The organism is Corynebacterium sp. MSK218 (assembly GCF_030232655.1).
GTDB lineage: Bacteria > Actinomycetota > Actinomycetes > Mycobacteriales > Mycobacteriaceae > Corynebacterium.
Window position 1 is genome coordinate 1 of the sequence record NZ_JASPGN010000010.1, and the last position, 23,995, is coordinate 23,995.

22 protein-coding genes and 2 pseudogenes are annotated in these 23,995 nt (G+C 59.5%); 16 read left to right on the plus strand and 8 right to left on the minus strand.

Features of this window, described 5'->3' with window-relative positions:
• The 4 genes and pseudogenes from QP922_RS09080 to QP922_RS09095 all read right to left on the minus strand — a co-directional run.
• Positions 1–460 (minus strand): annotated as a pseudogene (locus QP922_RS09080) (HNH endonuclease); the annotation flags it as partial.
• 213 nt (positions 461–673) lie between these two features.
• Entirely contained in the window at positions 674–1,864 is a 1,191-nt protein-coding gene (locus QP922_RS09085) for an MFS transporter (RefSeq protein ID WP_284809052.1), read from the minus strand.
• Positions 1,865–1,964: 100 nt separating this feature from the next.
• Positions 1,965–3,287, minus strand: a pseudogene (locus QP922_RS09090) (D-arabinono-1,4-lactone oxidase).
• On the minus strand, positions 3,248–4,420 hold the full coding sequence (locus tag QP922_RS09095; RefSeq protein WP_284809053.1) for an alanine racemase: 1,173 nt from the start codon (positions 4,418–4,420) through the stop codon (positions 3,248–3,250). The pseudogene QP922_RS09090 and the gene QP922_RS09095 overlap by 40 nt, the downstream one beginning before the upstream one ends.
• A gap of 90 nt (positions 4,421–4,510) precedes the next feature.
• Between QP922_RS09095 and QP922_RS09100 the strand changes: the two genes are divergently transcribed.
• Both QP922_RS09100 and QP922_RS09105 read left to right on the plus strand, forming a co-directional pair.
• Positions 4,511–6,058 carry a succinic semialdehyde dehydrogenase gene (locus QP922_RS09100; RefSeq protein WP_284809054.1) on the plus strand — a complete coding sequence of 516 codons (1,548 nt, stop codon included), beginning with the start codon at positions 4,511–4,513 and terminating at the stop codon, positions 6,056–6,058.
• A 10-nt stretch (positions 6,059–6,068) separates the two neighbouring features.
• Entirely contained in the window at positions 6,069–7,025 is a 957-nt protein-coding gene (locus QP922_RS09105) for a DNA glycosylase AlkZ-like family protein (RefSeq protein ID WP_284809056.1), read from the plus strand.
• A gap of 9 nt (positions 7,026–7,034) precedes the next feature.
• Here the strand turns inward: QP922_RS09105 and QP922_RS09110 are convergent, their stop codons facing one another.
• Positions 7,035–7,943 carry a cation diffusion facilitator family transporter gene (locus QP922_RS09110; protein WP_284809058.1) on the minus strand — a complete coding sequence of 303 codons (909 nt, stop codon included), beginning with the start codon at positions 7,941–7,943 and terminating at the stop codon, positions 7,035–7,037.
• 129 nt (positions 7,944–8,072) lie between these two features.
• Here QP922_RS09110 and QP922_RS09115 point away from each other — a divergent pair, with 129 nt between their 5' ends.
• The 6 genes from QP922_RS09115 to QP922_RS09140 are packed head-to-tail and all read left to right on the plus strand — an operon-like array spanning position 8,073 to position 13,047.
• The gene (locus QP922_RS09115) at positions 8,073–8,729 is read left to right on the plus strand and encodes an HAD family hydrolase (RefSeq protein WP_284809060.1); all 657 of its coding nucleotides are present in this window, start codon (positions 8,073–8,075) and stop codon (positions 8,727–8,729) included.
• A 21-nt stretch (positions 8,730–8,750) separates the two neighbouring features.
• Positions 8,751–9,743 carry a phosphate/phosphite/phosphonate ABC transporter substrate-binding protein gene (locus QP922_RS09120; protein ID WP_284809062.1) on the plus strand — a complete coding sequence of 331 codons (993 nt, stop codon included), beginning with the start codon at positions 8,751–8,753 and terminating at the stop codon, positions 9,741–9,743.
• A gap of 45 nt (positions 9,744–9,788) precedes the next feature.
• Positions 9,789–10,580 (plus strand): phosphonate ABC transporter ATP-binding protein, encoded by a 792-nt coding sequence (phnC, locus tag QP922_RS09125; RefSeq protein WP_284809064.1) that lies wholly within the window; start codon positions 9,789–9,791, stop codon positions 10,578–10,580.
• Entirely contained in the window at positions 10,577–11,371 is a 795-nt protein-coding gene (gene phnE / locus QP922_RS09130) for a phosphonate ABC transporter, permease protein PhnE (protein WP_284809066.1), read from the plus strand. Before phnC ends, phnE (QP922_RS09130) begins: the two co-directional genes overlap by 4 nt.
• Positions 11,368–12,186 (plus strand): phosphonate ABC transporter, permease protein PhnE, encoded by an 819-nt coding sequence (gene phnE / locus QP922_RS09135; protein WP_284809067.1) that lies wholly within the window; start codon positions 11,368–11,370, stop codon positions 12,184–12,186. The genes phnE (QP922_RS09130) and phnE (QP922_RS09135) overlap by 4 nt, the downstream gene beginning before the upstream one ends.
• Positions 12,187–12,204: 18 nt before the next feature.
• Entirely contained in the window at positions 12,205–13,047 is an 843-nt protein-coding gene (locus QP922_RS09140) for a MurR/RpiR family transcriptional regulator (RefSeq protein ID WP_070671919.1), read from the plus strand.
• 86 nt (positions 13,048–13,133) lie between these two features.
• Here QP922_RS09140 and ychF read toward each other — a convergent pair whose 3' ends face one another.
• Positions 13,134–14,219, minus strand: coding sequence for a redox-regulated ATPase YchF (gene ychF / locus QP922_RS09145; RefSeq protein ID WP_284809070.1), 1,086 nt, complete (start codon positions 14,217–14,219; stop codon positions 13,134–13,136).
• 47 nt (positions 14,220–14,266) lie between these two features.
• Between ychF and QP922_RS09150 the strand changes: the two genes are divergently transcribed.
• The 3 genes from QP922_RS09150 to QP922_RS09160 are packed head-to-tail and all read left to right on the plus strand — an operon-like array spanning position 14,267 to position 17,613.
• On the plus strand, positions 14,267–15,748 hold the full coding sequence (locus QP922_RS09150; RefSeq protein WP_284809072.1) for an AI-2E family transporter: 1,482 nt from the start codon (positions 14,267–14,269) through the stop codon (positions 15,746–15,748).
• Positions 15,749–15,754: 6 nt separating this feature from the next.
• Complete coding sequence (locus QP922_RS09155; protein WP_284809075.1) at positions 15,755–16,855, plus strand: DNA recombination protein RmuC; 1,101 nt, start codon at positions 15,755–15,757, stop codon at positions 16,853–16,855.
• 35 nt (positions 16,856–16,890) lie between these two features.
• Positions 16,891–17,613, plus strand: a complete 723-nt coding sequence (locus QP922_RS09160; protein ID WP_284809076.1) for a DUF6542 domain-containing protein — start codon at positions 16,891–16,893, stop codon at positions 17,611–17,613.
• A gap of 9 nt (positions 17,614–17,622) precedes the next feature.
• Here QP922_RS09160 and QP922_RS09165 read toward each other — a convergent pair whose 3' ends face one another.
• The gene (locus QP922_RS09165) at positions 17,623–18,582 is read right to left on the minus strand and encodes a 4-hydroxy-3-methylbut-2-enyl diphosphate reductase (RefSeq protein ID WP_284809077.1); all 960 of its coding nucleotides are present in this window, start codon (positions 18,580–18,582) and stop codon (positions 17,623–17,625) included.
• Between the two features lie 128 nt (positions 18,583–18,710).
• Between QP922_RS09165 and xseA the strand changes: the two genes are divergently transcribed.
• The 3 genes from xseA (at position 18,711) to QP922_RS09180 (ending at position 20,649) form a co-directional block, all read left to right on the plus strand.
• A complete protein-coding gene (gene xseA, locus QP922_RS09170; protein WP_284809079.1) occupies positions 18,711–19,952 on the plus strand; it encodes an exodeoxyribonuclease VII large subunit in 1,242 nt (413 codons plus the stop codon).
• A 64-nt stretch (positions 19,953–20,016) separates the two neighbouring features.
• Positions 20,017–20,295 (plus strand): exodeoxyribonuclease VII small subunit, encoded by a 279-nt coding sequence (locus QP922_RS09175; protein ID WP_284809080.1) that lies wholly within the window; start codon positions 20,017–20,019, stop codon positions 20,293–20,295.
• Entirely contained in the window at positions 20,296–20,649 is a 354-nt protein-coding gene (locus QP922_RS09180; RefSeq protein ID WP_284809082.1) for a hypothetical protein, read from the plus strand.
• On the opposite strand, the gene QP922_RS09185 is transcribed toward QP922_RS09180, so the two are convergent.
• Complete coding sequence (locus QP922_RS09185) at positions 20,636–21,295, minus strand: DUF4245 domain-containing protein (RefSeq protein ID WP_284809083.1); 660 nt, start codon at positions 21,293–21,295, stop codon at positions 20,636–20,638. The two genes, QP922_RS09180 and QP922_RS09185, sit on opposite strands and share 14 nt — an antisense overlap.
• Positions 21,296–21,430: 135 nt before the next feature.
• Between QP922_RS09185 and glpX the strand changes: the two genes are divergently transcribed.
• Both glpX and QP922_RS09195 read left to right on the plus strand, forming a co-directional pair.
• Entirely contained in the window at positions 21,431–22,450 is a 1,020-nt protein-coding gene (gene glpX, locus QP922_RS09190) for a class II fructose-bisphosphatase (protein ID WP_284809084.1), read from the plus strand.
• Between the two features lie 100 nt (positions 22,451–22,550).
• Positions 22,551–23,951, plus strand: a complete 1,401-nt coding sequence (locus QP922_RS09195) for a class II fumarate hydratase (RefSeq protein ID WP_284809086.1) — start codon at positions 22,551–22,553, stop codon at positions 23,949–23,951.
• The last annotated feature ends 44 nt before the right edge of the window (positions 23,952–23,995 follow it).

The following is a 23,995-nucleotide window of genomic DNA, read 5'->3' on the forward strand; positions in this document are numbered from 1 at the left end:
TGTCATCGAGCGCTTTGCACAGGTCGCGGACTTTGCGGCGAATTTGACTACGAGTGGGAAAAGCCTGGTTGGGTGTGGTGGGGGTGAAGTAGTCTTCCAGCATGCCATCAATAAGCGCCAGTGTGGCAGTGGTAGGCCCGGCAAGAGCTGACATGGGCTGGTCAATAGCGATAAGGGATTCGATATCAAGCACATAGTGCTCTTCTTGCAAGGCCTTAACCTTCGGCAGGGTATCCAGCCGGTGGAGGGCTCTAAGTCCTGCTTTGATGTGTCCCTCGGTCAGCGCCCAGGCGTTAACCAGGCTCAGCGCTGTGGTATCAATATCGTCTTCAAGCTGTGGTTTGCCACTAAGCCAGGCCTGAAAGGTGGCTTTCCTGGCAATGCTGCGGGCAACAGCGTGTGGGTTATGAGGGTTGGTAATGCTAAAGAAGGCGTCCGGCAGGATGGTGGTGGTGCTCATTGGCGTATCCCCGAAAATAATCTAGTTAGAAGAAGTGTTCTACAACCAATCCTAGTGGTGGCGCCACATCAGGTCTATAGCCTGCGGGGATAAACTTTACAAATCAAGAAGCATGGGGGTGTCGAGCAGTGCTTTAGGTTATGTGTTCGACTCTTGCCGAGCTGGGGGTATAGGTTCTACACATGTAAAACAACGGGGGTAAGAAAGTCAGCTCTACTCGTAGCGGACGTCGCCACGCGCGACGTCCTTTCGGCCATGCACGAAAAAGTAGACCACAGACGCCACAAGCATGAGCGCTGCCAACAGCCAGTACATTGCGGAGTAACTCGTCGCAGAGATAACTTGTCCCAGCAGAATGGGACCAAAGCCAATACCGACATCCAGAAGCAGGAAGAAAGTCGAGATACCGGCGCCCATTTCGTGCATCGGCACCAAACGCACGGCGATAGCTTGGCCTGCGGGGAGAATGGAGCCATATCCAAGGCCCACCAGAGCGCCCGCCAGAATGACCTGCCAATCAGCAGCAGCGGACGCAAGCACGGCAAGACCCGCGATAAAGAACACAAGAGAGCTGTAGATAATGATGTTGTCGCCACGGCGGTCCTGGAGCTTACCCAGGACAAAGCGCAGAATGAGGCTGACCACGGCATAGGCTAGGAAGAAGTAGCTTGCTCCTCGCTCAAGGCCGGTTTCGGAAGAGTAGCCGTTAAGAAAGGTAATAATGCCGGTGTAAGCCACACCAATAGAGAGGATAAAGACACCGAATGGCGCGACTCTTGGGTGCACGATATTGCCCAGGGAAAAGCTAACGCTACGTTGCTCCTGAACAGGCGCTTTAACCACTAGCCCCAAAGCGAGGGCTACGGCCGTCAACGTCAACGCCACGGTGAACACCGCGTTATAACCTGCGTTGTGTGCGATCGCCAAACCTGCTGCAGGCCCAAATGCGGTAGCTAACGTAGTGCCCAGCGCAAAGTAGCCTGTACCTTCGGCGCGGCGATGGTCTGGAATCACTGATTGCGCTACGGCCATGACAGCTGTAGAGGCAATCGCGTAGCCCAAACCGTGCAAGATGCGGACCACGAAAAGAAGTGGAAGAGACTGCGCCGGAAAATACAAGGCCATAGCTATTGTGACAACGATGAGCGAGACCACAAGAGTTCGCTTACGCCCCACCGCGTCGACGATATAGCCAGAGAAAAGCCTGGCAATAGTTGCCCCAACTACGAAGGCACTCGACGCGAATCCGCCAGCCGTATCAGACGCCTGAAACTGCTCAATGGCATAGAGCGCCATAATGGTCACGAGCAGATAGAAAACCGTAAATTGGGCGAAATTTACCAACCATGCAAACACGAATGTCGGCGTAATGAGGGACTGGGATTCAGAGGACGTTTGAGACACCTTCTTAGGCAGCGCTATGGAATTTGGACTCCATAACGCTATCAAAGATCATAGATACTTTCGAACTTAAGAACGCCCGGAAAGAATCACTCAGAAAGCGCTACCCAAATACTTTCTGCAGGTAGGGAGAGCCAAATCGCCACTGTGGATCCATTTCTTCACGCAGCTCACAGAACTCGTTAAATCTTGTATAAAGTTGAGCAAAGTCCTCACGGCCGAGTGTGTTCATTTTGCCCCAGTGCGGTCGCCCGCCCGCGGCACGGAGGATGGGTTCAATCTTCGGCATATAGTCCTGCGGATTAAGCACTCGGGGAATGTGGAAGGCAATGTACATCGATTCCCGGCCGTTGGCCGTCGAGAGCGCGACGTCGTCAGCCGCAGTGGTGCGCAGCTCCATGGGGAATCCGATGCGCCAGTCTTGAGCGTCGATAAAGCGGCGAATCTCGCGGACGGTCGCGGGGCCGTCGGCAAGCGGCACGGCGTACTCCATCTCGTGGAAACGCACGCGTCGCGGGCTCACAAACACCTCGTGGGCAGGGGCGCGATAGCGATTGTGGGAAATGACCGCAGTGGCAAAGCGGTTAAGGGCCGGAATGGCTGCGGGTACTCACCGACCCAGCGCCAGGGCCGCAGCAAAAGCTCCATTACCAATGAGTTCGTCATCGACGAACTGCTTGAGGCGCGGGCGGCGCTCATCACCCGGTACCAACCGTGTGTTGGCCTTGACCATGGCGCGGTCTGTATGCGGGAACCAATAGGACTCGAAGTGGTCGACGCCGCGCGACAATTCCTCCCAATTGTCCATAAGCTCGTCAAAGTCGATACCGGATTCCTCCGCTTGCAGGTCAAAAGCATCGACACACTGCATCTCCACCTCGACAACCACTCCGAGTGCACCGATACTCACCACGATGAGACGGAGAAGGTCTGGGTCCCCATCGAGGGAGTAGGTGCGGGTGTTACCGTCGGCGTCGATAAGCGTCAGGCCCGTCACCGTGCCGGCAAACCCCGTGTAATTGATGCCGGTGCCGTGGGTCGACGTCGAAATGGCACCCGCAAGAGACTGCGGATCGACATCACCTTGATTGGCCAGCGCCAACCCATAGGGACGCAGAAGGGCTGGGACATCACGAAGCCGAGTGCCAGCGAGGAATCGGACGCGTTTGCGCTGCTTATCGACACCCACCAAGCCACGCAAGTGGTCCAGATTAAGCATCGTCTCCTCCCCTGCTGCCACGGGAGAAAAAGAGTGTCCCGCACCGACAGTTCGTACGCTGCGGGAACGGGTAATGATGCCTGGAATCTCATCAATGCGCGTGGGCTGGAGGAACTCCGCCGGTTTCGTCGTGACCGAACCAGCCCAGTTAGTGAAAGTGGTTGTGGTCATCGCAGTGTCCATCCTTGTCCTCGATAGGTGTCCCATTCTTCGATACCGCTCTCCCCCACTGCGAGAAGGTGGTCAACGTTTTCTGTCATTTCTCCGGCCTTGGCATGGCGGAACCACACCAGGTCTTCGACGTTCATGTCCACGCCTCGAAGGGGCGTCTGTACCTCCCCGGCGCCTTCGGTGCTGGAGTAATGAAGGCCCTGCGGCCACACGGGGACCGGCACGCGGTCCTTGGCGGGCGGCCCCGACGCAATCCAGCCACCAGAGTTGACCGTGGCCCACCCAGGAGCAGGCACACGGGAAACCTGGCACACGAAAAAGGCGGCTGCCTTGTGTGTGATGCCAGTGAAGTCGTCGAAAATAGCCGGGGTATAAAAGCCCGAACCTGCGGCGAGCTCAGTAAGCGTGCCCTCGGCTGCCGATTCCTGGAGGCTGCCGGTGCCGCCACCGTTGACGAATTCAATATCGGCAACCGCGCGTGCAGCTTCCACGCAGGCGCGGCGACGCGGCGCCAGGTCTGCCATGGAACGCGTGCGCAACCAACGCTTCACCGCACCTACCGGACCGGGAAGGCCATCCGCGACCGACGCCACCTGTCCCTCATAAGCCATGAGGCCTACGAGCCGGTGGCCACGGCGAATAATGTTCCGCGCAAGTTCCGTGACCTGTTCCGGTTCCCGTATGGGCGAGCGACGCGGGCCCACTACAGCACCCGGAAGATGGAGCGTGCAATCGATATCAATGGCCACCTTCACAGGGCCTGGAAGTAGCTCCAGGAGCTCAACGCTATCCACCATGATCGTGACTGCCTCGCGCGCGATATCGGAGGCGGCAAGCTCTGCCAGCGCCCTCCGATTGACGCTCGGGTAGGCCACGACAATATCCCTAAAACCTTCTGCGACCAGGTGAAGAGCTTCGGGTACCGAGTAGGCAAGGATCCCTTGGTAACCGTCGTGTGAAAGCGCTCGGCGCAACGCCGCTACGCTGCGCACCGATTTGGAGGCGACGCGAATGGGCAGTCCCCCGGCACGCCGCGGCATCTGTTGGGCATTGTAATCAAACGCTTCGAGGTCAATGACTCCACAAGGCGCCGAGCGTTTGCCCGATCGCACGAGCGGTTCTATCGCTGACCGAACGTCCCGACTGGGGATAGTGGAAAGGATTGCCATGAAGTTATCCTAACCACTCACATTTAGGTTTGTGAGCCAAATCTCGAAAAACATGTAGCGATCCGAAATATTTTTGGGACAATGGTCACCATGAAAACTTTCACCCAGACTCGTCTCCCCCAGCGCGTCCAGAATTTCCTCGACACTAACCCAGCCCGCGATGTCCGCGGCACCGGCGAAGAGCACCACGCTCACGTTCCTTTTACTGGCGAGGAGCTTTTCAGCTTCCCTACCGCTACCGCGCACGACGTGGAACGGGCCGTCGAGTATGCCCGTGCTGGCGTGGGCCAAGGCAATCGGGCTGCCATCCTGCTGCGCCTGCACGACCTCGTCCACGAGAACGAGGAGCTCATCCTCGACCTCATTCAGGCAGAAAATGGCAAATCCCGCGCCCACGCCTACGACGAGCTCATGGACCTTTATAACTGCGCGCGCTTCTACGCGGTCAACATCCGCAAGGCCTTCGGCGCGGACCGCCACCCGGGCGCGCTGCCTGTGCTCACGACAACCCGCACCCAGCACTACCCGCTAGGCGTGGTGGGACTCATCTCGCCGTGGAACTATCCGCTCTCCCTCGGAGTGGGCGACGTGCTGGCCGCGCTCTCTGCGGGCAATGCCGTAGTGCACAAACCGGATTCTCAAACCACGCTGACGGCCATCCTGCTCAGGCGTCTAGCCATTGAAGCTGGACTTCCGGAGGCCGCCTGGCAACTCGTTCCTGGAAACGGAGCGGAGGTGGGCGATGCCCTCATTCCCCTCGTCGATGGTCTTTCCTTCACTGGCTCGACGAAGGCAGGCAAGTCGATTGCCACCCAGGCCGCAGGGCGCCTGATCCCCACCATGCTAGAGCTGGGCGGAAAGAATCCGATGCTGGTACTTGACGACGCCCCCCTGAAATCCACCGCCCAGGGCGCCGTGCGCACCGCATTCTCCTCCTCTGGGCAGCTGTGCATGTCCGCCGAACGAGCCTACGTGCACGAGAGCATCTTCGACGAGTTCCTAACGGAACTCACGAACGCTTTAGAACAGCAGGTTTTAGGGGCTTCCTTCTCCGATGCCGCAACCATCGGCTCGCTGACTTCGCAGCGCCAGCTCGACGCGGTGCAAGCCCATGTACAGGACGCCGTTGACAAAAGCGCCACCGTGGTCACGGGCAGCAAGCACCGCCCAGACCTTGGGCCTTTCTTCTACGAACCCACCGTACTCACGGACGTCACCCCAGAAATGGACCTCTATGCCGCGGAAACCTTCGGCCCAGTTCTGGCGGTATACCCGGTGAGCTCCGATGCCGAAGCCATCCAGCGCGCCAACGACACCACCTACGGTCTCTCCGCCTCTGTCTGGTCCGGCAATTCCCGTCGCGCGTGGAAGGTCGCTTCCCAGCTGGAGGCCGGCATGGTCAACATCAACGAGGGCTTTGCTGCCGCCTACGGCTCCATCGCGGCCCCTGGCGGCGGCGTCAAGGAGTCAGGACTTAACCACCGTCATGGCATCACCGGCATGCGCCTATGGGCCAACGAGCGCACCGTGGCTGAACAGCGACTGCATCCCTTGGCACCGTCGGAGTACATCTCGCCGGAACGCTTCCGTGCCTTGGTTTCCACGGGCATGCAGCTGATGAAGGCATTCCGGCTTTAAGGTAGACGGCATGTACGAACTTACTCGTGACGAACTCCTAGCACGCCGGCTCATTGCCCAAGGGCTAGCGCCATCGGCAGCCCGCCCACAGGCCGTTTCGGCACTTGACGTCGCCGAACAGCTCCTCGCCCTGCAGGGACAGACCTACGACGCTGGTGTTCGTGCGCTTTCCCTGCGCGCCGGATGTGACGATGACAAGGTTCTGGAAGAGATAAAAAGCTACCGCGTGGTGCGCTGCTGGCCGCAGCGCGGCACGTTGCACTTCATGCCGGCTGCCGACGTCCGCTGGATGTCTCGCCTGCTGTATCCGCGCATCGCGTCCAGTCAGAAGTCTCGGCGCCCCAGCCTAGGGCTCAGCGAAGAGATGTTTGAGGCGTGCTCTGAGGCCCTCCACAACGCAGCGACCACACCATTAACCCGCGCGCAGGTCTATGAGCTTTTCGCCGAGACAGGCGTGGATCCCACAGAAGGTCGCGGCTCCCACTTACTGCGTGCCTTCGGCGGGGCAGGTGACCTCGTCCAAGGCCCCAAGCACGGCAACCAGGAAACTTTTCTCCACGTCGATGCACTTCCCGTTGCCCAGCACGAGCCTGCGCAGCCCCTTCACGAACTTGGCCAACGGTATATCTCAGGTCATGGTCCGGTCTCGGCAGAAGACCTCCAAGCGTGGTCAAAGCTCAGCAAGACTCAAGCCACCACAGCCTTGAAGTCGGCAGATGCCCGACTCACTCGCCACGATGGTCAAGACTTCTGGATGGCCACTTGGCAGGAAGATGTTACTGCGGAGGACATCCGTACTGCCCTAGAACTACGACTCGAGCTGCCTGCGTTCGACGAATACTTGCTGGGCTATGCCAACAAGGACTGGATTGTCCCCGATGAGATCCGCGTCAATGTCCTCACCAAGAACGGTCTGAGTTGGCCGTGGGTCATGGAAGGCGGGCGCGGCGTGGCCAGCCTGCGCTAGCTGCAAGCGTTACGGCATGCGCAGAATCCGGCGGTGAACCGTTCCAGCGGGCTCGGCGTGAATAAAGACCTCAGCACCGGGGAATAGATCGTCGATGGCATCCTCGATTCTGTCGGCGATGGTGTGCGAGTGCAGTACTGTCCACTGGCCGGGGACATCCATCGTGAGATACACCAAGCGGTTGCGGCCGGAAGCAACGGTACGGCGCGAGGTAAATTCCACATCATGGCGCTCCTCTAGTTCGTTGAGGAGGGTATCAAGCTGCGCGTGTTCTTCCTTGGGCAAAGACTCCGACAACAGGGAGCTCAACGATTCTTTGAGCAGCTTGTAGCCCGTCCACAAAATATTGAGGCCCACTGCAAACGCGATGACTGGGTCGAGCCACAACCAGTCCGTGCGGCTGACCGCGCCGATGCCGAGGAGGACGCCGACGGATGTCCAGACGTCGGTAAGCAGGTGCTTTCCGTCCGCCTGCAAGGTGGCCGAACGATGCTGCTTTCCCGCGCGCACAAGCAGAAGGCCCACGCCCAGGTTCAGCAAGGAAGCCACGAGCGACAGCAGGAGGCCAAGCCCAGGCTGCTCCAGCGGCTGCGGATCCAGAACTCGTCGAATGGCCGTGTAGATAATCATCGCCGCCGCGACGAAAATCATCACACCCTCGACCAGCGCAGACACATACTCGGCCTTACCGTGACCGAATTGATGGTTCGCATCGGCTGGCTTTGCCGCAATTTTGATGGCCACAAACCCCACAACGGCGGCGACGAGGTTAACTCCGGATTCGAGGGCGTCGGAAAGAAAGCCCACCGATCCCGTCACCGCGGCAGCGATGACCTTGAGCGCGATCGTGGCCACTGCAGTAGCGATAGAGAGCTTCATGAAGCGCTCGAGCAGCAGTTGCTCGGATGGAAGAGACATGGCGTCAGCTTTCAAAGAGAGATTTTCTACAGCCCTTGAGATTACCAAAGGCCAGTGTGCACGCACTGTTCACCAAGTGTTTACCACCTGTGGTCGAAAAGTACATAAAGGGGCGTTAGTTTGTACTTCATGTCCATAGACATAACCCCACCGGTTCTTCTCTTTGATTTCGACGGCACCATCAGCCTCGGCCACGGCCCCGTACTGACCTATGCCCGCCGCATCGCTGAGAAGTCTGGCCATCCATCCATCGTTGACGACGCAGAAGCTCGGCTACGGTCCGGTGACGTCGGTAAAGCGCGCGACGGCTACCACCTGGTGCGCACCCTCGCTGCCGAACTAAACGTGCCGGAAGAGACCTGCCAGGAGGCCTACATGGCGTCTCGGGAGAACCTCGCTGACACCGGCATTAGGGCTCCAGAAGGGCTCTCCGAGTTTCTCGCGTCTTACCCCGGCCGCGCGATCCTGGCCACTAACTCTCCGGAGATTGGTCTCGACGCAGCTCTCCGCACTCTTGATCTCAAGGAGTCGTTTGATTCCATTTTCACCAGGGTAGGTAAGCCGCAGGGCCTGACCCGCCTCCTCTCCACCGCTCTTGCCGAGACAAATCCGACCACCATTGTTTCCTTCGGCGATATCTGGGAGTTTGACCTCGCACCCGTGGCTGCTATGGGCGGGCGCACCGTGCTCGTTGACTCGCCATTCGCCGACTCCCCAGGAGCTAACCCAACTTGGCGCGTACAGCGCGTCACCGACATCCTTCCCGAGCTCACTGCCAGCTTGTAACCACACAGAAAGATTCTCACCATGCGCCGTTTCACTGCCCTCGCCGCCACCGCTTTGACTCTCTCTCTTTCCCTGACCGCCTGCTCGTCCGACTCTGAGAACAATTCAGATTCCGCCAAAGGATCCGACGAAAAGCTCACCCTGGCACTAATTCCGAATGAGAAAGTCAATGACCTCGTCACCACCGCAAAGCCGTTGACCGACTACCTGTCTAAGGAGCTCGGCGTCGAGGTCGAAGGCGTTGTCACTAAGGATTACCAAGCCGCCGTCGAAGCCATTGGCTCCGGCCAAGCAGACATCGCCATCGCCTCCGCCGCCCAGCTGGCCTCTGCCGAAGACATGTACGGTGCTCACGCCGTACTGCAGGACGAACGCTTCGGCGCGGATTCCTACGCCGGCCAGTTCGTCACTAACAACCCGGACAAGTACTGCAAGGACAAGCCGGTTGCCTCAACGTATGCAGCCAACGACACTGACTACCTCTACTGCAACGGCACCGCTACTCCGGAAGAAAACAAAGGCCAAGGCCCGAAGGGCCTTGAAGCACTCAAGAAGATTGATGGAGAGACCACTGTCGCCATGCTCGGCGCTACCTCCCCGGCCGGCTACCAGCTGCCGGTCATGGCCATGGAATCTCAGGGTATCGATGTTGACAGCCTCAAGAAGGTCCCGGTGACCTCCAACGATGCTTCCATCATGGCCGTCTACAACGGTGACGCTGAAGTGGGCTTCAGCTTCTGGGACGCCCGCTCCACTATCGACTCTTCCGAGGCCCCTGATTTGGCTGAGAAACTCGTCGTCTTCGGATACACAGACATGTACCCAAACGGCGGAGTCGTGATTTCTGATGATGTTCCGGAGGAACGCCGCAAGGAAATCACCGACCTCATGGATGGTTTCTCTGAAGTAGACCCAGACACCATGTCCGCCATTTTCGATATCACCGACTGGGTTCCGGCCAAGAAGGAGTCCATCGACATGGCGCGCAAGGTCAACGAACGCTTCGCACAGTAGGTTTGCCGTCCTCGACTTTCCATCTCCCACTCAGAAAGGTTCGCCATGACGGAGGAGAAGGCCTGGGGCATTCGTTTCGAGAATGTCTCAGTGCGCTACCCAAACGGAACGCTGGCGCTTGACGACGTCTCCGTGGACATTGCCCCCGGTGAATTCGTCGCCATCGTCGGCCTGTCTGGTTCCGGAAAATCCACGTTCATCCGCTGCGTCAACGGGCTCGTGCAGCCGACCTCCGGAAAAATCTTTGTCGGCCCACACGAAATTTCCGCAGCGAAGGGTTCCCAGCTGCGTACGCTTCGCGGGCGCATCGGAATGATTTTCCAAGAATTCAACCTGGCAGATCGCGCGAGTGTGTTTTCCAATGTCCTCGTTGGCCGTTTCTCCCACAACCCTGGTTGGCGCACATTGCTCGGTATCTCCACCAAAGAGGACAAGGAGATCATCGCCATGGCCCTCGATTCCGTTGGCATCCTAGACAAGGCATGGAACAAAGCCGGCGCCTTGTCCGGTGGTCAAAAACAACGCGTGGCCATTGCCCGCGCATTGACTCAAAAACCGGCCATCATGCTAGCCGATGAACCGGTAGCCTCCCTCGACCCACCCACCGCGCACTCCGTCATGAAGGACTTGCGCCGCATCAACGCCGAGCGCGACCTCACCACTCTTGTGAACTTGCACCTTGTCGATTTGGCGCAAGACTATGCCACCCGCATCATCGGTATCCGGCATGGAAAAATCGTCTTTGACGGAGCTGCCCAAGGCTCCACCGTCCAAGACTTCGAAGCAATTTATGGCCGCCGCATCCTCGAGGAGGATCAGCTGGGGAGCGCCCAATGACCGCTGTTCTTCCCCCGCGCACACGCAATTGGCCCGGACTAATCGGCGGCCTGACCGCGTTCTTCGCGCTCACCATCGCCACGTGCATTCCTGCTTGGGGCGGCATTGAGATAGACCTAGGTCAGATCGCGCGCAACTGGCGCAATGGCGCAGACCGACTGGCCCAGATGTTTACCCCGGATTGGTCCATCCTTCCGCGCACGTGGGAGCCTCTGCTTGAGACCCTAGCCATGGCCGTGGTGGGTGCAGCCATCTCCGCGGTGATTGCCCTTCCGCTGTCGTTGTGGGCCGCGCGCCCGACCAATCCGTCGACGCCGTGGCGTACACTCGTGCGCGGTATCGTCAACGTTATCCGCGCGGTGCCCGATCTCGTGTACGCCACCATTCTCGTCGCCATGCTCGGTGTGGGCGCCCTCCCCGGCATTATTACGCTGGTGCTTTTCGACGTCGGCATCGTGGTCAAGCTCGTCTCTGAAGCGATCGACTCCGCTGATGACTCTTACATGGAAGCCGGCCGCGCCGCTGGTGGTACGCAGAATCAGATCAATCGCGTGACTGCTCTCCCACAAACCTGGCCCGCCTTTGCCAGCCAGGTCATTTACTCTCTCGAACTCAACGTCCGTATCTCTGCAGTGTTGGGCCTCGTGGGCGCTGGCGGCATCGGTTTGCTCATCGATGAGGTCCGCGGCTTCTACCGCTACGATGCACTTTCCGCCATCGTGCTAGAGCTACTCGTCGTGGTCATCGCCCTTGAAATCGTGTCAGTCAACCTACGAAAGAGGCTGCGATGAGTACTGCGATTCCAACACAGTTGCCATCCGCACTGCCTTCCCGCTCGCCTAGATGGGGCGTTGGGGCCGCCTGGGCCGTAATTCTTGTCATCCTGGCGTTGTCATTCGGTTATATCGACGTCAACCTCTCCGCGCTCAAAGAGCTCCCCGCCAATATCTGGCACTACCTCGTACTCATGTTTTCGAACCCGGACTGGTCCAAGCTTGGTGAAGCGCTCCTCCAGACGTGGCGCTCCGTGGCCATGGCATGGATTGGTGCCCTCCTCGGCGTCGTGCTGTCCACTATCCTCGGCGTACTCGCTGCGAATACTGTCTCCCCCGGTTGGGTATGCCTTCCGCTGCGCGCGGTCTTCGCCATCATCCGCGCGGTACCAGAAATTATCATCGCCATCATCATCCTGACGGTCACTGGCCTCACGCCCTTTACGGGCGCTCTCGCCTTGGCTATCGGAGGCATCGGTACGCATGCAAAGTGGACTTATGAATCGATTGAAACCGCGCCGACCGGTCCGGCTGAGGCCGTCAAAGCCTCTGGCGGTACTCTTGCAGAAATGGTCCGCTGGGGAACATGGCCTATCGTCCAACCTGAACTGGCATCCCTAGCACTCTATCGCTTTGAGATCAACGTGCGTACGTCCGCCGTTCTCGGCCTCATCGGTGTGGGCGGAATCGGCGATATGTTGACCGGCTATACACAATACCGCCAGTGGGACGTCGTGGGCGTCCTGCTCATCGTCGTCGTCATCATCACCATGTCTATCGACGCCATCTCCGGTGCCATCCGCCGCCGAATCGTGGCTGCTAAGTTTACTTAAGCCTTATTTCTACCCCCTATGACTAACACTGCCCCGCCCTCCGCGCACATCACCACACGCATGCCCAGCTTGCAGCCCATCGAGCAGCGCGTTGCCCAGGCCATCCTGAAGGACATGGACTATGTCCTCCACGCCACCGCTGATCAGCTGGCAGCTAAGGTCGGTACCTCCCGCACCTCGGTTATCCGCACGGCGAAGGCACTCGGCTACGACGGCTACCAGCAACTACGTGTGGCTCTCACTCAGGAAATTGCACAGCGCCCTCAGCCGCTTCCCGACTCCGATTCCACTCATGTCGGCCGTATGTCCGCCGAGATTGCCGCCTTCAGCAATTATCTCCACGGGCTTACTGCGCTCCTCGATGAACAAGAGCTTTCGTCCACGGTTGCCGCATTGTCAGGCGCGAAGCGCGTCCTTGTCGTAGGCAACGGTCTTTCCGCGCCTCTGGCGCACACCACGGCACTGCGACTCACCAGCATTGGACGTCCAGCTGAGTTTGTGGGCGAAGCCATGGGCCAGCACATCGCAGCAACACAGCTCGATTCCGAGTGCGTGTGTCTCGTTGTCTCTGGCTCTGGGGCCACCACACTCACGCTCAACGCCGCTACTGCAGCTCACGAGGCGGGAGCGACCATCATTGCGCTGACCTCGTTTACGTCATCACCGCTAGCGGAGCTGGCTGCCTTCACGCTGGTTATCCCCTCCCCCGATGGGACATTCCGAGCCGAGCTTGCCGACGCCTCTCGCGTGGCCTTCCTGCTCGTCCTTGAAGCACTCGTCACGCTGGTGGATTCACACCTCGACGATTCTGATGCGCGGCGTACAGTGCTCTCCGTTCTGCAGTCCGCAATGGAGAGCTAGCACAGGTTGTGATTCGGGATGAACTGACCATCGCTGCGCCCCACCGAAGCTACAGAAGTATTAGGGCGCACCGATAGCGCGGCATGCTAGCCGCCGATCTTGAAGTCGCAGACGTCGCCATCCTGCATGATGTATTCCTTGCCTTCTTGGCGGACCTTGCCGGCATTGCGGGCTTCGGCCATGGAACCGGCGGCATCAAGGTCATCGAAGGACACAATTTCGGCCTTGATGAACTTCTTCTCAAAGTCGGTGTGGATAACACCGGCTGCCTGAGGTGCGGCAGAGCCCTGCTTGATAGTCCATGCGCGGGCTTCCTTCGGGCCGGCGGTCAGGTAGGTCTGCAGGCCGAGGGTAGCGAAACCGGCCTTGGCTAACGTCGCCAAACCAGGCTCCTCTTGGCCTACAGACTCCAGCAGCTCCATCGCCTCGGCCTCGTCGAGCTCAAGAAGCTCGGTCTCAGTCTGAGCGTCGAGGAAGACGCACTCCGCCGGAGCGACAAGCTGGCGGAGTTCTTCCTTCTTGGCATCATCAGTCAATACTTCTTCATCAGAATTGAAGACGTACAGGAAAGGCTTCGCGGTCATAAGGTGCAAGTCGCGCAGCAGAGCCAGGTCAATCTCATTGCTCTTGGAGGCGGCGAAGAGGGTACGGTCATCCTCCAGGATGGCCTGCGCCTTCTTGGTTTCCTCGACAGTCTCCGTCAGTTCCTTATTCTTCTTGGCTTCCTTCTCCAGACGCGGCAAGGCCTTCTCAATAGTCTGGAGGTCTGCAAGGATGAGCTCGGTGTTGATCACGGAGATGTCATGCGCCGGGTTAACCTCACCGTCGACGTGGATGACGTTGTCATCAGCGAAGGCACGCACAACCTGGCAGATGGCATCTGCTTCACGGATGTTGGCCAGGAAGGCATTACCCATACCTTCGCCCTTGGACGCGCCTTCGACGATGCCGGCGATATCCACGAAGGACACGGTGGCAGGGAGGATACGCTCGGAGCTAAAGATCTCCGCAAGGCGGTTCAGGCGGGAATCAGGAAGCTCAACGAGGCCAACATTCGGCTCGATGGTGGCGAACGGGTAGTTCGCAGCCAGAATGTCGGAACGGGTCAGGGCATTAAACAACGTGGACTTGCCCACGTTGGGCAGGCCGACGATTCCTAGTGTAAGACTCACGGGGCCAATCCTAACGCACCCCGGATCTTTTAAGGCAAGATGGTGGGGTGAGTTCCGATCAGTCAACCCCTCAGCACTCCTCCCCCGAGCTCGCCGCTGCGGAGGCAGCGCTCGGCGGGCGCTTCGACGATTCTGTCGACGCCGCCACGCTTGACGACGTCTCCCCACACCCACCCGGCAATCAGGTGGACCGCTCCGTGGTGGTTGGTGAGGTTATCAAGTCCACCTCTCTGTGGGCGCTGCGTCTGTTCATCATCGGACTCTTCCTCTATGCCTCCTTCCGGATGCTGGGTAATTTCTGGCGCGGCATCCTCCCCGTGCTCATCGCGCTGATCATTTGCACCGTGCTGGCTCCCATAGCGAGCGCCATGCGCCGAAAAGGTTTGCCCTCGGCGCTGGCAGCAGCGATCACAATTTTGGTGTCCTTTACCGCCGTTGGATCACTTTTTGTGTTCATCGCGCCTGACTTCGCGCGGCAATCCCAGACGCTGTACCTGCAGACGGTCGAAGGCATTCAACGCCTGCAGCTGTGGGCCCAAGGTCCGCCGCTTAACCTTGACCCGGATGAAATCGGTGTTTATATCGATGAAGTTGCCTTGTGGCTACAGCGCCAGGCAGGTTCCATCGCGGGTTCCGTGTTCACCGGAATCGGTACGGCAACGTCCATCGTGGTGACGTTGTTCATCATCGTGGTGCTTACCTTCTTCTTCCTCAAGGACGGCCACAACTTCCTGCCCTGGTTGCGCGACGCTACCGGCCGCCGTACCGGCTGGCACCTCACAGAACTGCTGACCCGCGTGTGGACGACGCTGGGCGGTTTCGTGCGTGCGCAGGCGGTCGTCTCCGCAGTTGATGCTGTCTTCATCGGTCTCGGCCTCGCACTCATCGGCGTTCCTTTGGCTATGGCCTTGGCGATCATTACGTTTATCGCTGGGTTTATCCCGTTTGTCGGCGCAATCGTGGCGGGTGCGCTCTCCGTGACCATCGCGCTGGTGTCCTTGGGATTCACCAAAGCACTTCTCGTGCTCGGCCTTGTCCTGTTGGTCCAGCAGCTCGAGGGCAATGTGCTTTCCCCTTGGTTGCAGTCGAAGGCCATGAACCTGCACCCGGTTATCGTGCTCATTTCGGTCACAGTGGGCTCTGCTCTCTTCGGACTCGTTGGTGGCTTCCTCGCCGTACCGGCAGCGGCCACCATCGCGGTGGTCTATCGCTACTTCCAAGACATGATGATGCTGCAATCCGGCGAGCGCACTGCGGAGGACCTGCAGTTCTCCACCGTGGCAGGGTTCCTTATCGGGCGCTATACCCAAGAGCAAGGTGACCGCAAGCGGGAAAAATGGCTGTCCATCCCTGACCACGTTGCGCCCGAGGGAGCTGCGGATGACGTCTCAACCGACGGAACTAGCGCACTGGACCGCAAGGTTGATGTCGATGCAGACTTGAGCGATAGAGACAGCGGCGCCCGTGCTGGCATCAAACGCGCTATTGGAGCACTCGAACAGATGTTGCAGTCGAAGGATAAAAACTAGCACTCGATGTCCGGGACGCATGCCATGATGACAGGCATGACGTCCACTCTTCCCGTGCTGCTCCTTTTCCTTGGCCTCATCATCGGTGCTGTTCTGGGCTGGCTGGCCCGCGCCTACTCCGCACAGTCCGCGCAACCATCAGAAGAGCATCGCGCACTGCAGGAATCGCAACGCCGCCAAGCAGAGCTCGCACCATTAGAGAAGGCCATGGACCGACTAGGGCTTCAGCTCCAAGAGATCGAAGAAGACCGCGCTACCTCGCTTGCGGCGCTCAGCAGCCAGGTCCAAGCAGTTACTCGTACCTCTACGCGTTTGTCTGACCGCACCGACAAACTCGTTGGCGCTCTGCGCTCACCTAATGTGCGCGGGCGCTGGGGCGAGGTTCAGCTGGAACGAGTCGTCGAGCTCGGCGGTATGCGCAAGCACGTGGATTTTGATTCCCAGGTCACCGCCTATATCAACGGCACAGCTGTGCGCCCGGACTTGGTCATACACTTGGCCGGTGGCCGCAACATCGTTGTCGATGCCAAAGTTCCCCTTAGCGCCTACCTCGATGCTATGGATAGCGACGATCCCGAGGACCGCGCGGGATTTCTGCGTCGCCATGCCCACCTCATGCGCACTCATGTGCAGGCACTGTCCGGCAAAGACTACATTGACGCCTTCTCTCCTACCCCGCAGTTCGTCGTCCTGTTCGTTCCCGCGGACACATTTGTGGATGCGGCGTTGGCTGTTGATGCCGAACTGCTCGAGTTCGCCTTCGAGCACAACATCGTCATCGCTACTCCCAGCACGCTTTTTGCACTCTTAAGGACCGTGGCGGTGAGCTGGCAGCACGAGGAGATCTCCGACAAAGCCCGTGAAGTCCAACGATTGGGGCGTGAGCTCTATACACGGCTCAATACGCTCAACGAACACTATGACAAGGTGGGGCGCGGTCTGGAGCGTGCCGTCGAAGCCTATAACGCTAGCCTGGCCAGCCTAGATTCCCGCGTCGGTGTCACCGCGCGCCGGCTCAAGGAGATGGACATCCCCGCCCGGGTGGACCGCCTGCCCCGCGAACCGCGAAGCGTCGAGTCATGGCCGCGGCGCGCCCACAATGACTAACGTTTCCGGCTCCGATCCCGGTAAACTCTTTCGGCGTGTCAGTTGCCAAAAATCGTCGCCGCCCACCCCGCCGCGGGATGCCCACCGTTCGAGCTCTTCTTGTAGCGCTCGTCGTGGTGCTCGTGGCCATGGCAGTCTCTGGCGTGCTGGGCCGCGTTGGATTGCCCTTCGCGCTGATTTTTGGCCTTGGTTCGCTCGCCGTCACCTGGCTCGTGGAGACCCGCGGCCTCTACATGACGGTCATAAGCGTGCCGTTGTTCTATGCTCTCGGCACAGTCGGCGCTGGCTTCATCAACTCCACCGCCGCGCTGCCGGAAGGTGCGTCGCCTTTTTCCAAGACGGCGCTACTGACCTCTGCGTTCCCCCTTGTCCAGCACTTCCCTGTCCTCATCGTAACGGTGCTTGCGTGTGCGCTTCTCGCAGTGTTGCGCGCATGGCGCAGCGACAACCACGCCAAGAGCCGCGAGGCCGAGGCCCAACAGAAACGTCGCGCAGACATTGCCGCAGATCAGCGCAATCGCTCCGAACGTCTCTCCGTGGCTGAACTTGTGGCACGTGAAAACACCCGCGTGCGTGAGCGTGACCGCGACGAACGCCGGCGCCTGCAGGCAGAGGAACGCGAAAAGCGCCGTCAAGCTTCCCCCGACATGGATGAGCGCGAGGATTTCCTTCGCGCTGCGGCCGAATCTGCAGAGAACGCGCGCCGCACACAGCGGCGCCCTCAGCAGAATCTCGACGACAACCTCTACGAGGACTAACGCAGAGAATTAGCGCCCAGTACGTGCCGGGCGCAGATCGCGCGGCAGGGAGAAGGTAATGGTCTCCGTCGAGGTCGTTACCTGCTCCACATCGCTGTAGCCACGTTCATCAAGGAACTCGAGGACCTCACGTACGAGAAGCTCAGGTACGGAAGCGCCACAGGTCACGCCCACGGTGTTAACGCCCTCCAGCCAGGCCTCCTCAATCTCGGAGGCAAAATCCACGAGGTAGGACGTTGTCGATCCTGCCTCCAGCGCTACCTCCACGAGGCGCTTGGAATTCGAGGAGTTCTGGGAACCCACGACAATCATGAGGTCGCACTTCGGGGCAATCGCCTTAACCGACTCCTGGCGGTTCTGGGTGGCGTAGCAAATATCGTCTGACGGCGGGTTCTCCAAGTGCGGGAAACGCTCGCGCAGCTTATTGACAATCTCGATGGTCTCGTCCACCGACAAAGTGGTCTGGGAAAGCCAGATCAACTTCTCGTTCTGTAGGAAATCTGGCAGCTTATCGACGCCCTCGATGCCATCCACCAAGTGCGTCACATCCGGCGCCTCACCGGCGGTACCTTCCACCTCTTCATGGCCTTCGTGGCCCACGAGGAGAATGTGGTAGCCATCGCGCTCGAAACGCTGCGCTTCTTTGTGGACCTTGGTCACCAGCGGGCACGTGGCGTCAAGCGTCAGCTGCTTGCGCTCTTGTGCTTCCTTACGCACGCTCGGGGCAATGCCGTGGGCAGAGAAGACCAAGTGTGCACCTTCGGGAGCCTCGGAGGCTTCCTCGACGAAGATGACGCCACGCTTGGCTAGCGATTCCACGACAAAGCGGTTGTGCACGATCTGCTTGCGCACGTAGATGGGTGCGCCGTACTTCTCCAGCGCCTTTTCTACAGTCTCAACTGCACGGTCAACGCCGGCACAGTAGCCGCGTGGAGCCGCCAGGAGCACCTTCTTGGCAGTTTCAGTCATGGCACCAAGAGTATCGAAAAACCGCCGCATACTGTAGTTACCTCCCGAGCATCCCTGCCCGCTGGCAGTGAATGTCCGAGGCACCTCCTAGACTGTACGCAGAACACAGCACAAAGGAAGGACTACGCGTGAACCAACCGGCTAATTCCGCGGAGGCACCGTGGCCCGTTGGCAAGGTCAATGACCAGGTCAAAGGCTGGATTGAGCGTCTCGGTTTTCTCTGGGTCGAAGGGCAGATTACCCAGCTCAACATGAAACCGACGTGGAAGCTGTCCTACATCACGCTGCGCGATGTAGAGCAGGAGAAATCCGTACAGCTCACGTGCAATACCTCGCTTATCCGCAACTCCCCGTCACCGCTCAAGGATGGTGACCGCGTTGTGGTCTACGGCAAACCGGTCTTTTATGCCGGTCGCGGCAGCTTCTCACTATGGGTCACCGAGATTCGCCACGTGGGCATCGGTGACCTCCTGGCTCGCGTGGAGATGCTGCGCCAACGCTTGCGCCAGGAGGGTTTGTGCGATCCTTCCCGCAAGCTGCCGCTGCCCTATTTGCCGAAAAAGATCGGCCTTATTACCGGGCGTGGTTCTCATGCCGAGCGCGATGTTCTCTCCGTGGCGCAGGACCGCTGGCCGGCGGTACAGTTTGAAGTCATCAATACTGCGGTGCAAGGCGCTACGGCCGTGACGCAGGTCGTGGATGCACTGCGGACTCTCGACGCCAACCCGGAGGTCGATGTCATTATCATCGCCCGCGGCGGTGGCTCGGTCGAAGACCTGCTTCCCTTTTCCGAGGAAGCCCTCCAGCGTGCGGTCGCGGAGGCCCGCACTCCCGTGGTGTCAGCTATCGGTCACGAGCCAGACCACCCCGTGCTTGATGATGTCGCCGATCTCCGCGCTGCTACCCCGACTGATGCCGCTAAGCGCGTTGTCCCTTCCGCAGCCGAAGAATACGCGCTCATTGATGAAGCCCGCTCCCGCATGGCGGCCGCACTCCGCGGGTGGGTTGAACGTGAGCGCCGAGGGCTGGAAAACATCCGCTCGCGTCCGGTTCTGGCGGACCCTATGGTGCCGATTAATGCCCGCCGCGAGGAGCTGGAGCGCCATGTGTCGCTCATCCGCCGCGTCGTTACGCATCACTTAGATCGGGAAAGCAACCAGGTCGCTTCGCTGCGCGCTCGAGTCTCTGCTTTGGGTCCCTCGGCCACCCTAGAGCGCGGCTATGCCATCGTGCAGGTCGTCCCGCGCGACGGGAGTGGGCCCGAGGTGGTCACAAGTTATGAGCAATCACCTCCGGGGTCACAGCTGCGCATCCGCGTCGGCGATGGCTCCATCACCGCAGCGGCGATGGCTTCTCAACCAGCAGACTAAGCTCCCTACACGAAGCACAAACGACATAAGCACACAACGCAAGAAGAAACAGATAGGAACAACCATGACTGACACCATTGGCACCGGGCAGCCCGGCCAGGACGCATTCCCGCCAGTTGAGGAACTGAGCTACGAGCAGGCTCGTGATGAGCTTATTGAAACCGTGAAGATTCTAGAGCTGGGACAGATGGGCCTCGATGAGTCCCTGAAATATTGGGAGCGCGGTGAAGCTCTAGCCAAAGCCTGCGAGGCACACCTCGATGGCGCCTCCAAGCGCGTGGAGGAAGCTTTGCGCAAGAACAACGAACAAGACGTAGCAAATGTGGAAGCAGAGGAGGCCTAGATGAAAATCTACGGATACCCGAGTGATCGTGTCGATTTCGTCTCTAAGTCCGGTGGAGCAGGTTCCTTGGCTTTTGGTGACCCCCGCCGCCTCGCCGAGGAGTTTTTCGGCGCCCCGCATACGGATCATGGTGAGGAAATCAGCTACTTTTCGGGCTCGATTGTTCTGCGCTTTGTTCAGGACAAGCTCGCTGAGATTACTCTTTTCCCCGGCAAGTCACAGCACGAAAAGGTCGATGTGTACTTAGGCAAGACGCGCCTGAGTGGTCTCGACGAGGAATCTCTCAACCAGACTGTCGGCGATAATGTCGACGTGGACTGGAACGGTACGCTTCAGCGCGTTAGTTTCCGCTGATGACGCTGCCGTCTTCGGCAATCTTAAGCGGCTCCGCCTCCGCAAAGGCAGTCAACGCCGTCTCGTAATCAGCGTCCGAGGCAGAGCCCGTCAGGACGAGGCGGGCATCGCCCAAATCAGTGATCCATAGAGGGCGAACATCTTTATCATCGCTGCTCAGGATTTCGACGTCTTGGCCAGCTACCTCTCGGTGCTCGGAGTGTCCGCGGTAGTGGGAGTCGTAGGCCGAGGGGACGTCGCCAAGCGCCAGCTGTGTCTGCGCCGACTCAACGTACCCCTCACTCGGGGTCAGCCAGCTCACCACGGAGCCAGTCTCAGCGCCCATCTGCTTGCGGCGCGCTGCATTAGGCTGCCATCCCTCCGGCAACGCCGGTTCACGGATAGCGGCACCGCTTCCGCGTGCTTCCATTTCTAGGAAGGTCGCGGCGTCGACGTCCTGCACCGGCGCCGACTTTTCCGGGTTAATCGAACACAGGCCCGTTGCGCCCACCGCGGCGAACATCATGATGAGAATGACGCCGACGCTCAGGGTGATGTCACGCGCGCCCTCGAAAATTTTTGGTTTCTCTTCAGCAGCCACCCGCTTAGTATCGCACGCCGCCTCCCACGAACGCGACACCGGCCATCCACCTGCAGTTTCAGTCACTATCACCCCCAATCCCACATCTGGGGGAGGCATTCGGGCTTGGATTCACCATAAAAGTGGAAGAATAGAAAATGTATGCCGGGTAATTCCCCCACCCCGGGCTGAGCCACCTGAAAAGAAAGGGACCAATCACACATGTCCGATAACACGTCTTATATCCCCGACCGCAACCTAGCCATGGAGCTGGTGCGCGTCACCGAGGCTGCTGCTTTGGCTTCGGGTCGCTGGGTTGGCCGCGGACAGAAGAATGAAGGCGACGGCGCTGCGGTGGATGCCATGCGCAAGCTCATCAACTCCGTTGAAATGAACGGTGTCGTTGTCATTGGTGAGGGTGAAAAGGACGAAGCCCCGATGCTCTTTAATGGCGAACAGGTCGGCACCGGCCAGGGCGCTGAAATGGATATCGCCGTGGACCCCGTGGACGGCACCCGCCTCATGGCAGAGGGCCGCCCGAACGCTATTTCTGTCATCGCCGCTGCTGAGCGCGGCACCATGTATGACCCGTCCGCTGTTTTCTACATGCAGAAGATTGCCGTGGGCCCGGATGCCGTCGGTTCCATTGACATCAACGAGTCCGTTGCCTGGAACGTGAAGTCCGTGGCCAAGGCCAAGGGCATTAAGGCCTCCGACCTGACTGTTGTGGTGCTCGATCGCCCGCGCCACGAGCAGCTCATCAAGGAGATCCGTGAGGCCGGTGCGAAGGTCCGTCTCATCATGGATGGTGACGTAGCTGGTGCTATCGCTACCTGCCAGGACAGTAACTCTATTGACCTCATGATGGGCATTGGCGGAACCCCGGAGGGCATCATCACCGCCTGCGCCATGAAGTGCATGGGTGGCGAAATCCAGGGCAAGCTGTGGCCGAAGGATGAAGAGGAAGCAGAAAAGGCTCGCCAGGCTGGCCATGACCTCGACCGCGTGCTCACCACCAACGACTTGGTCTCCTCCGAGAACTGCTACTTCGCCGCCACCGGCGTCACCAATGGTGACATGCTGCGTGGCGTGTCCTACCGCAAGAATGGTGCGACTACCCGCTCCCTCGTTATGCGCTCCAAGTCCGGAACCATCCGCTACGTGGACTCCATCCATAAGCTGGCCAAGCTGCAGGAATACTCCGTTGTGGACTACACCAATCCGCACGATGAGGAAGGCTAGTCCACACGCCTCATAAGAGTGCTACGGTAGCGGTCAATGCCGTGCCACGGCACACACTTAATCCCCCAACTCATTTCACTTCACAAGAAAAGGTGACTTCATGACTGAATACCGCATTGAGCACGACACCATGGGCGAGGTCAAGGTTCCGGTTGACGCTCTGTGGCGCGCCCAGACCCAGCGCGCAGTGGAGAACTTCCCAATCTCCGGCCGCGGCCTGGAGTCTGCTCAGATTCGCGCGCTTGGCCTTCTCAAGGCCGCATGCGCTCAGGTGAACAAGGACTCCGGCAAGCTGGATGCGGAGAAGGCCGATGCCATCATCGCTGCTGCGACCGAGATTGCTGAAGGCAAGCACGATGACGCTTTCCCCATCGATGTCTTCCAGACCGGTTCCGGCACCTCCTCCAACATGAACACCAACGAGGTCATCGCCTCCATTGCTCACAACAATGGCGTGGAGATTCACCCGAATGACCACGTGAACATGGGCCAGTCCTCCAATGACACCTTCCCCACTGCTACCCACGTGGCTGCTACCGAAGCTGCTGTCAATGACCTCATTCCGGGTCTTAAGGTCCTCCACGAGTCCCTCGTGGCGAAGGCCAAGCAGTTCGCCGATGTGGTGAAGTCCGGCCGTACCCACCTCATGGACGCTACCCCGGTCACCTTGGGCCAGGAGTTCGGCGGATACGCACGCCAGATTGAACTCGGCATCGAGCGCATCGAAGCTACCCTTCCGCGTTTGGGCGAGCTGGCCATCGGCGGCACCGCAACCGGTACCGGATTGAATACCTCCGCTGACTTCGGCGCCAAGGTCACCGAGGAGCTCGTGAAGCTCACCGGCGTGAAGGAGCTGTCTGAAGCCAAGAACCACTTCGAGGCACAGGCTGCGCGCGATGCCCTCGTTGAGTTCTCCGGTGCAATGCGCACCGTGGCTATCTCCCTCAACAAGATTGCCAACGATATCCGTTTGATGGGCTCCGGCCCGCTGACTGGTTTGGCAGAGATCCACCTCAAGGATCTGCAGCCGGGCTCCTCCATCATGCCGGGCAAGGTCAACCCGGTTCTGTGTGAGGCTGCCACCATGGTGGTCAGCCAGGTAATCGGTAATGACGCAGCTGTTGCTTTCGGTGGCTCCAACGGCCAGTTCGAGCTCAACGTCTACATCCCGATGATGGCCCGCAACGTCCTCGAGTCTTCCCGCCTGCTGGCGAACGTCTCTCGTGTCTTCGCTGAGAAGTGCATCGACGGCATTGAGGCCAACGAGGAGCGCATGAAGAAGTTCGCGGAGTCCTCCACTTCCATCGTGACCCCGCTGAACTCCAAGATTGGCTACGAAAACGCCGCCAAGGCCGCTAAGCACGCACTGCACGAGAAGATCACTGTCCGCGAGGCAGTCATCGACCTCGGCTTCGTGGATGGCGAGAACCTCACTGAGGAAGAGCTCGATGAGCGCCTCAACGTTCTTACCATGACCAACCGCGACCGCGACGACTTCTAAAAGGTCCCGCACCGTTCACGGCGCCGCCCTCCTTTGGGAGGGCG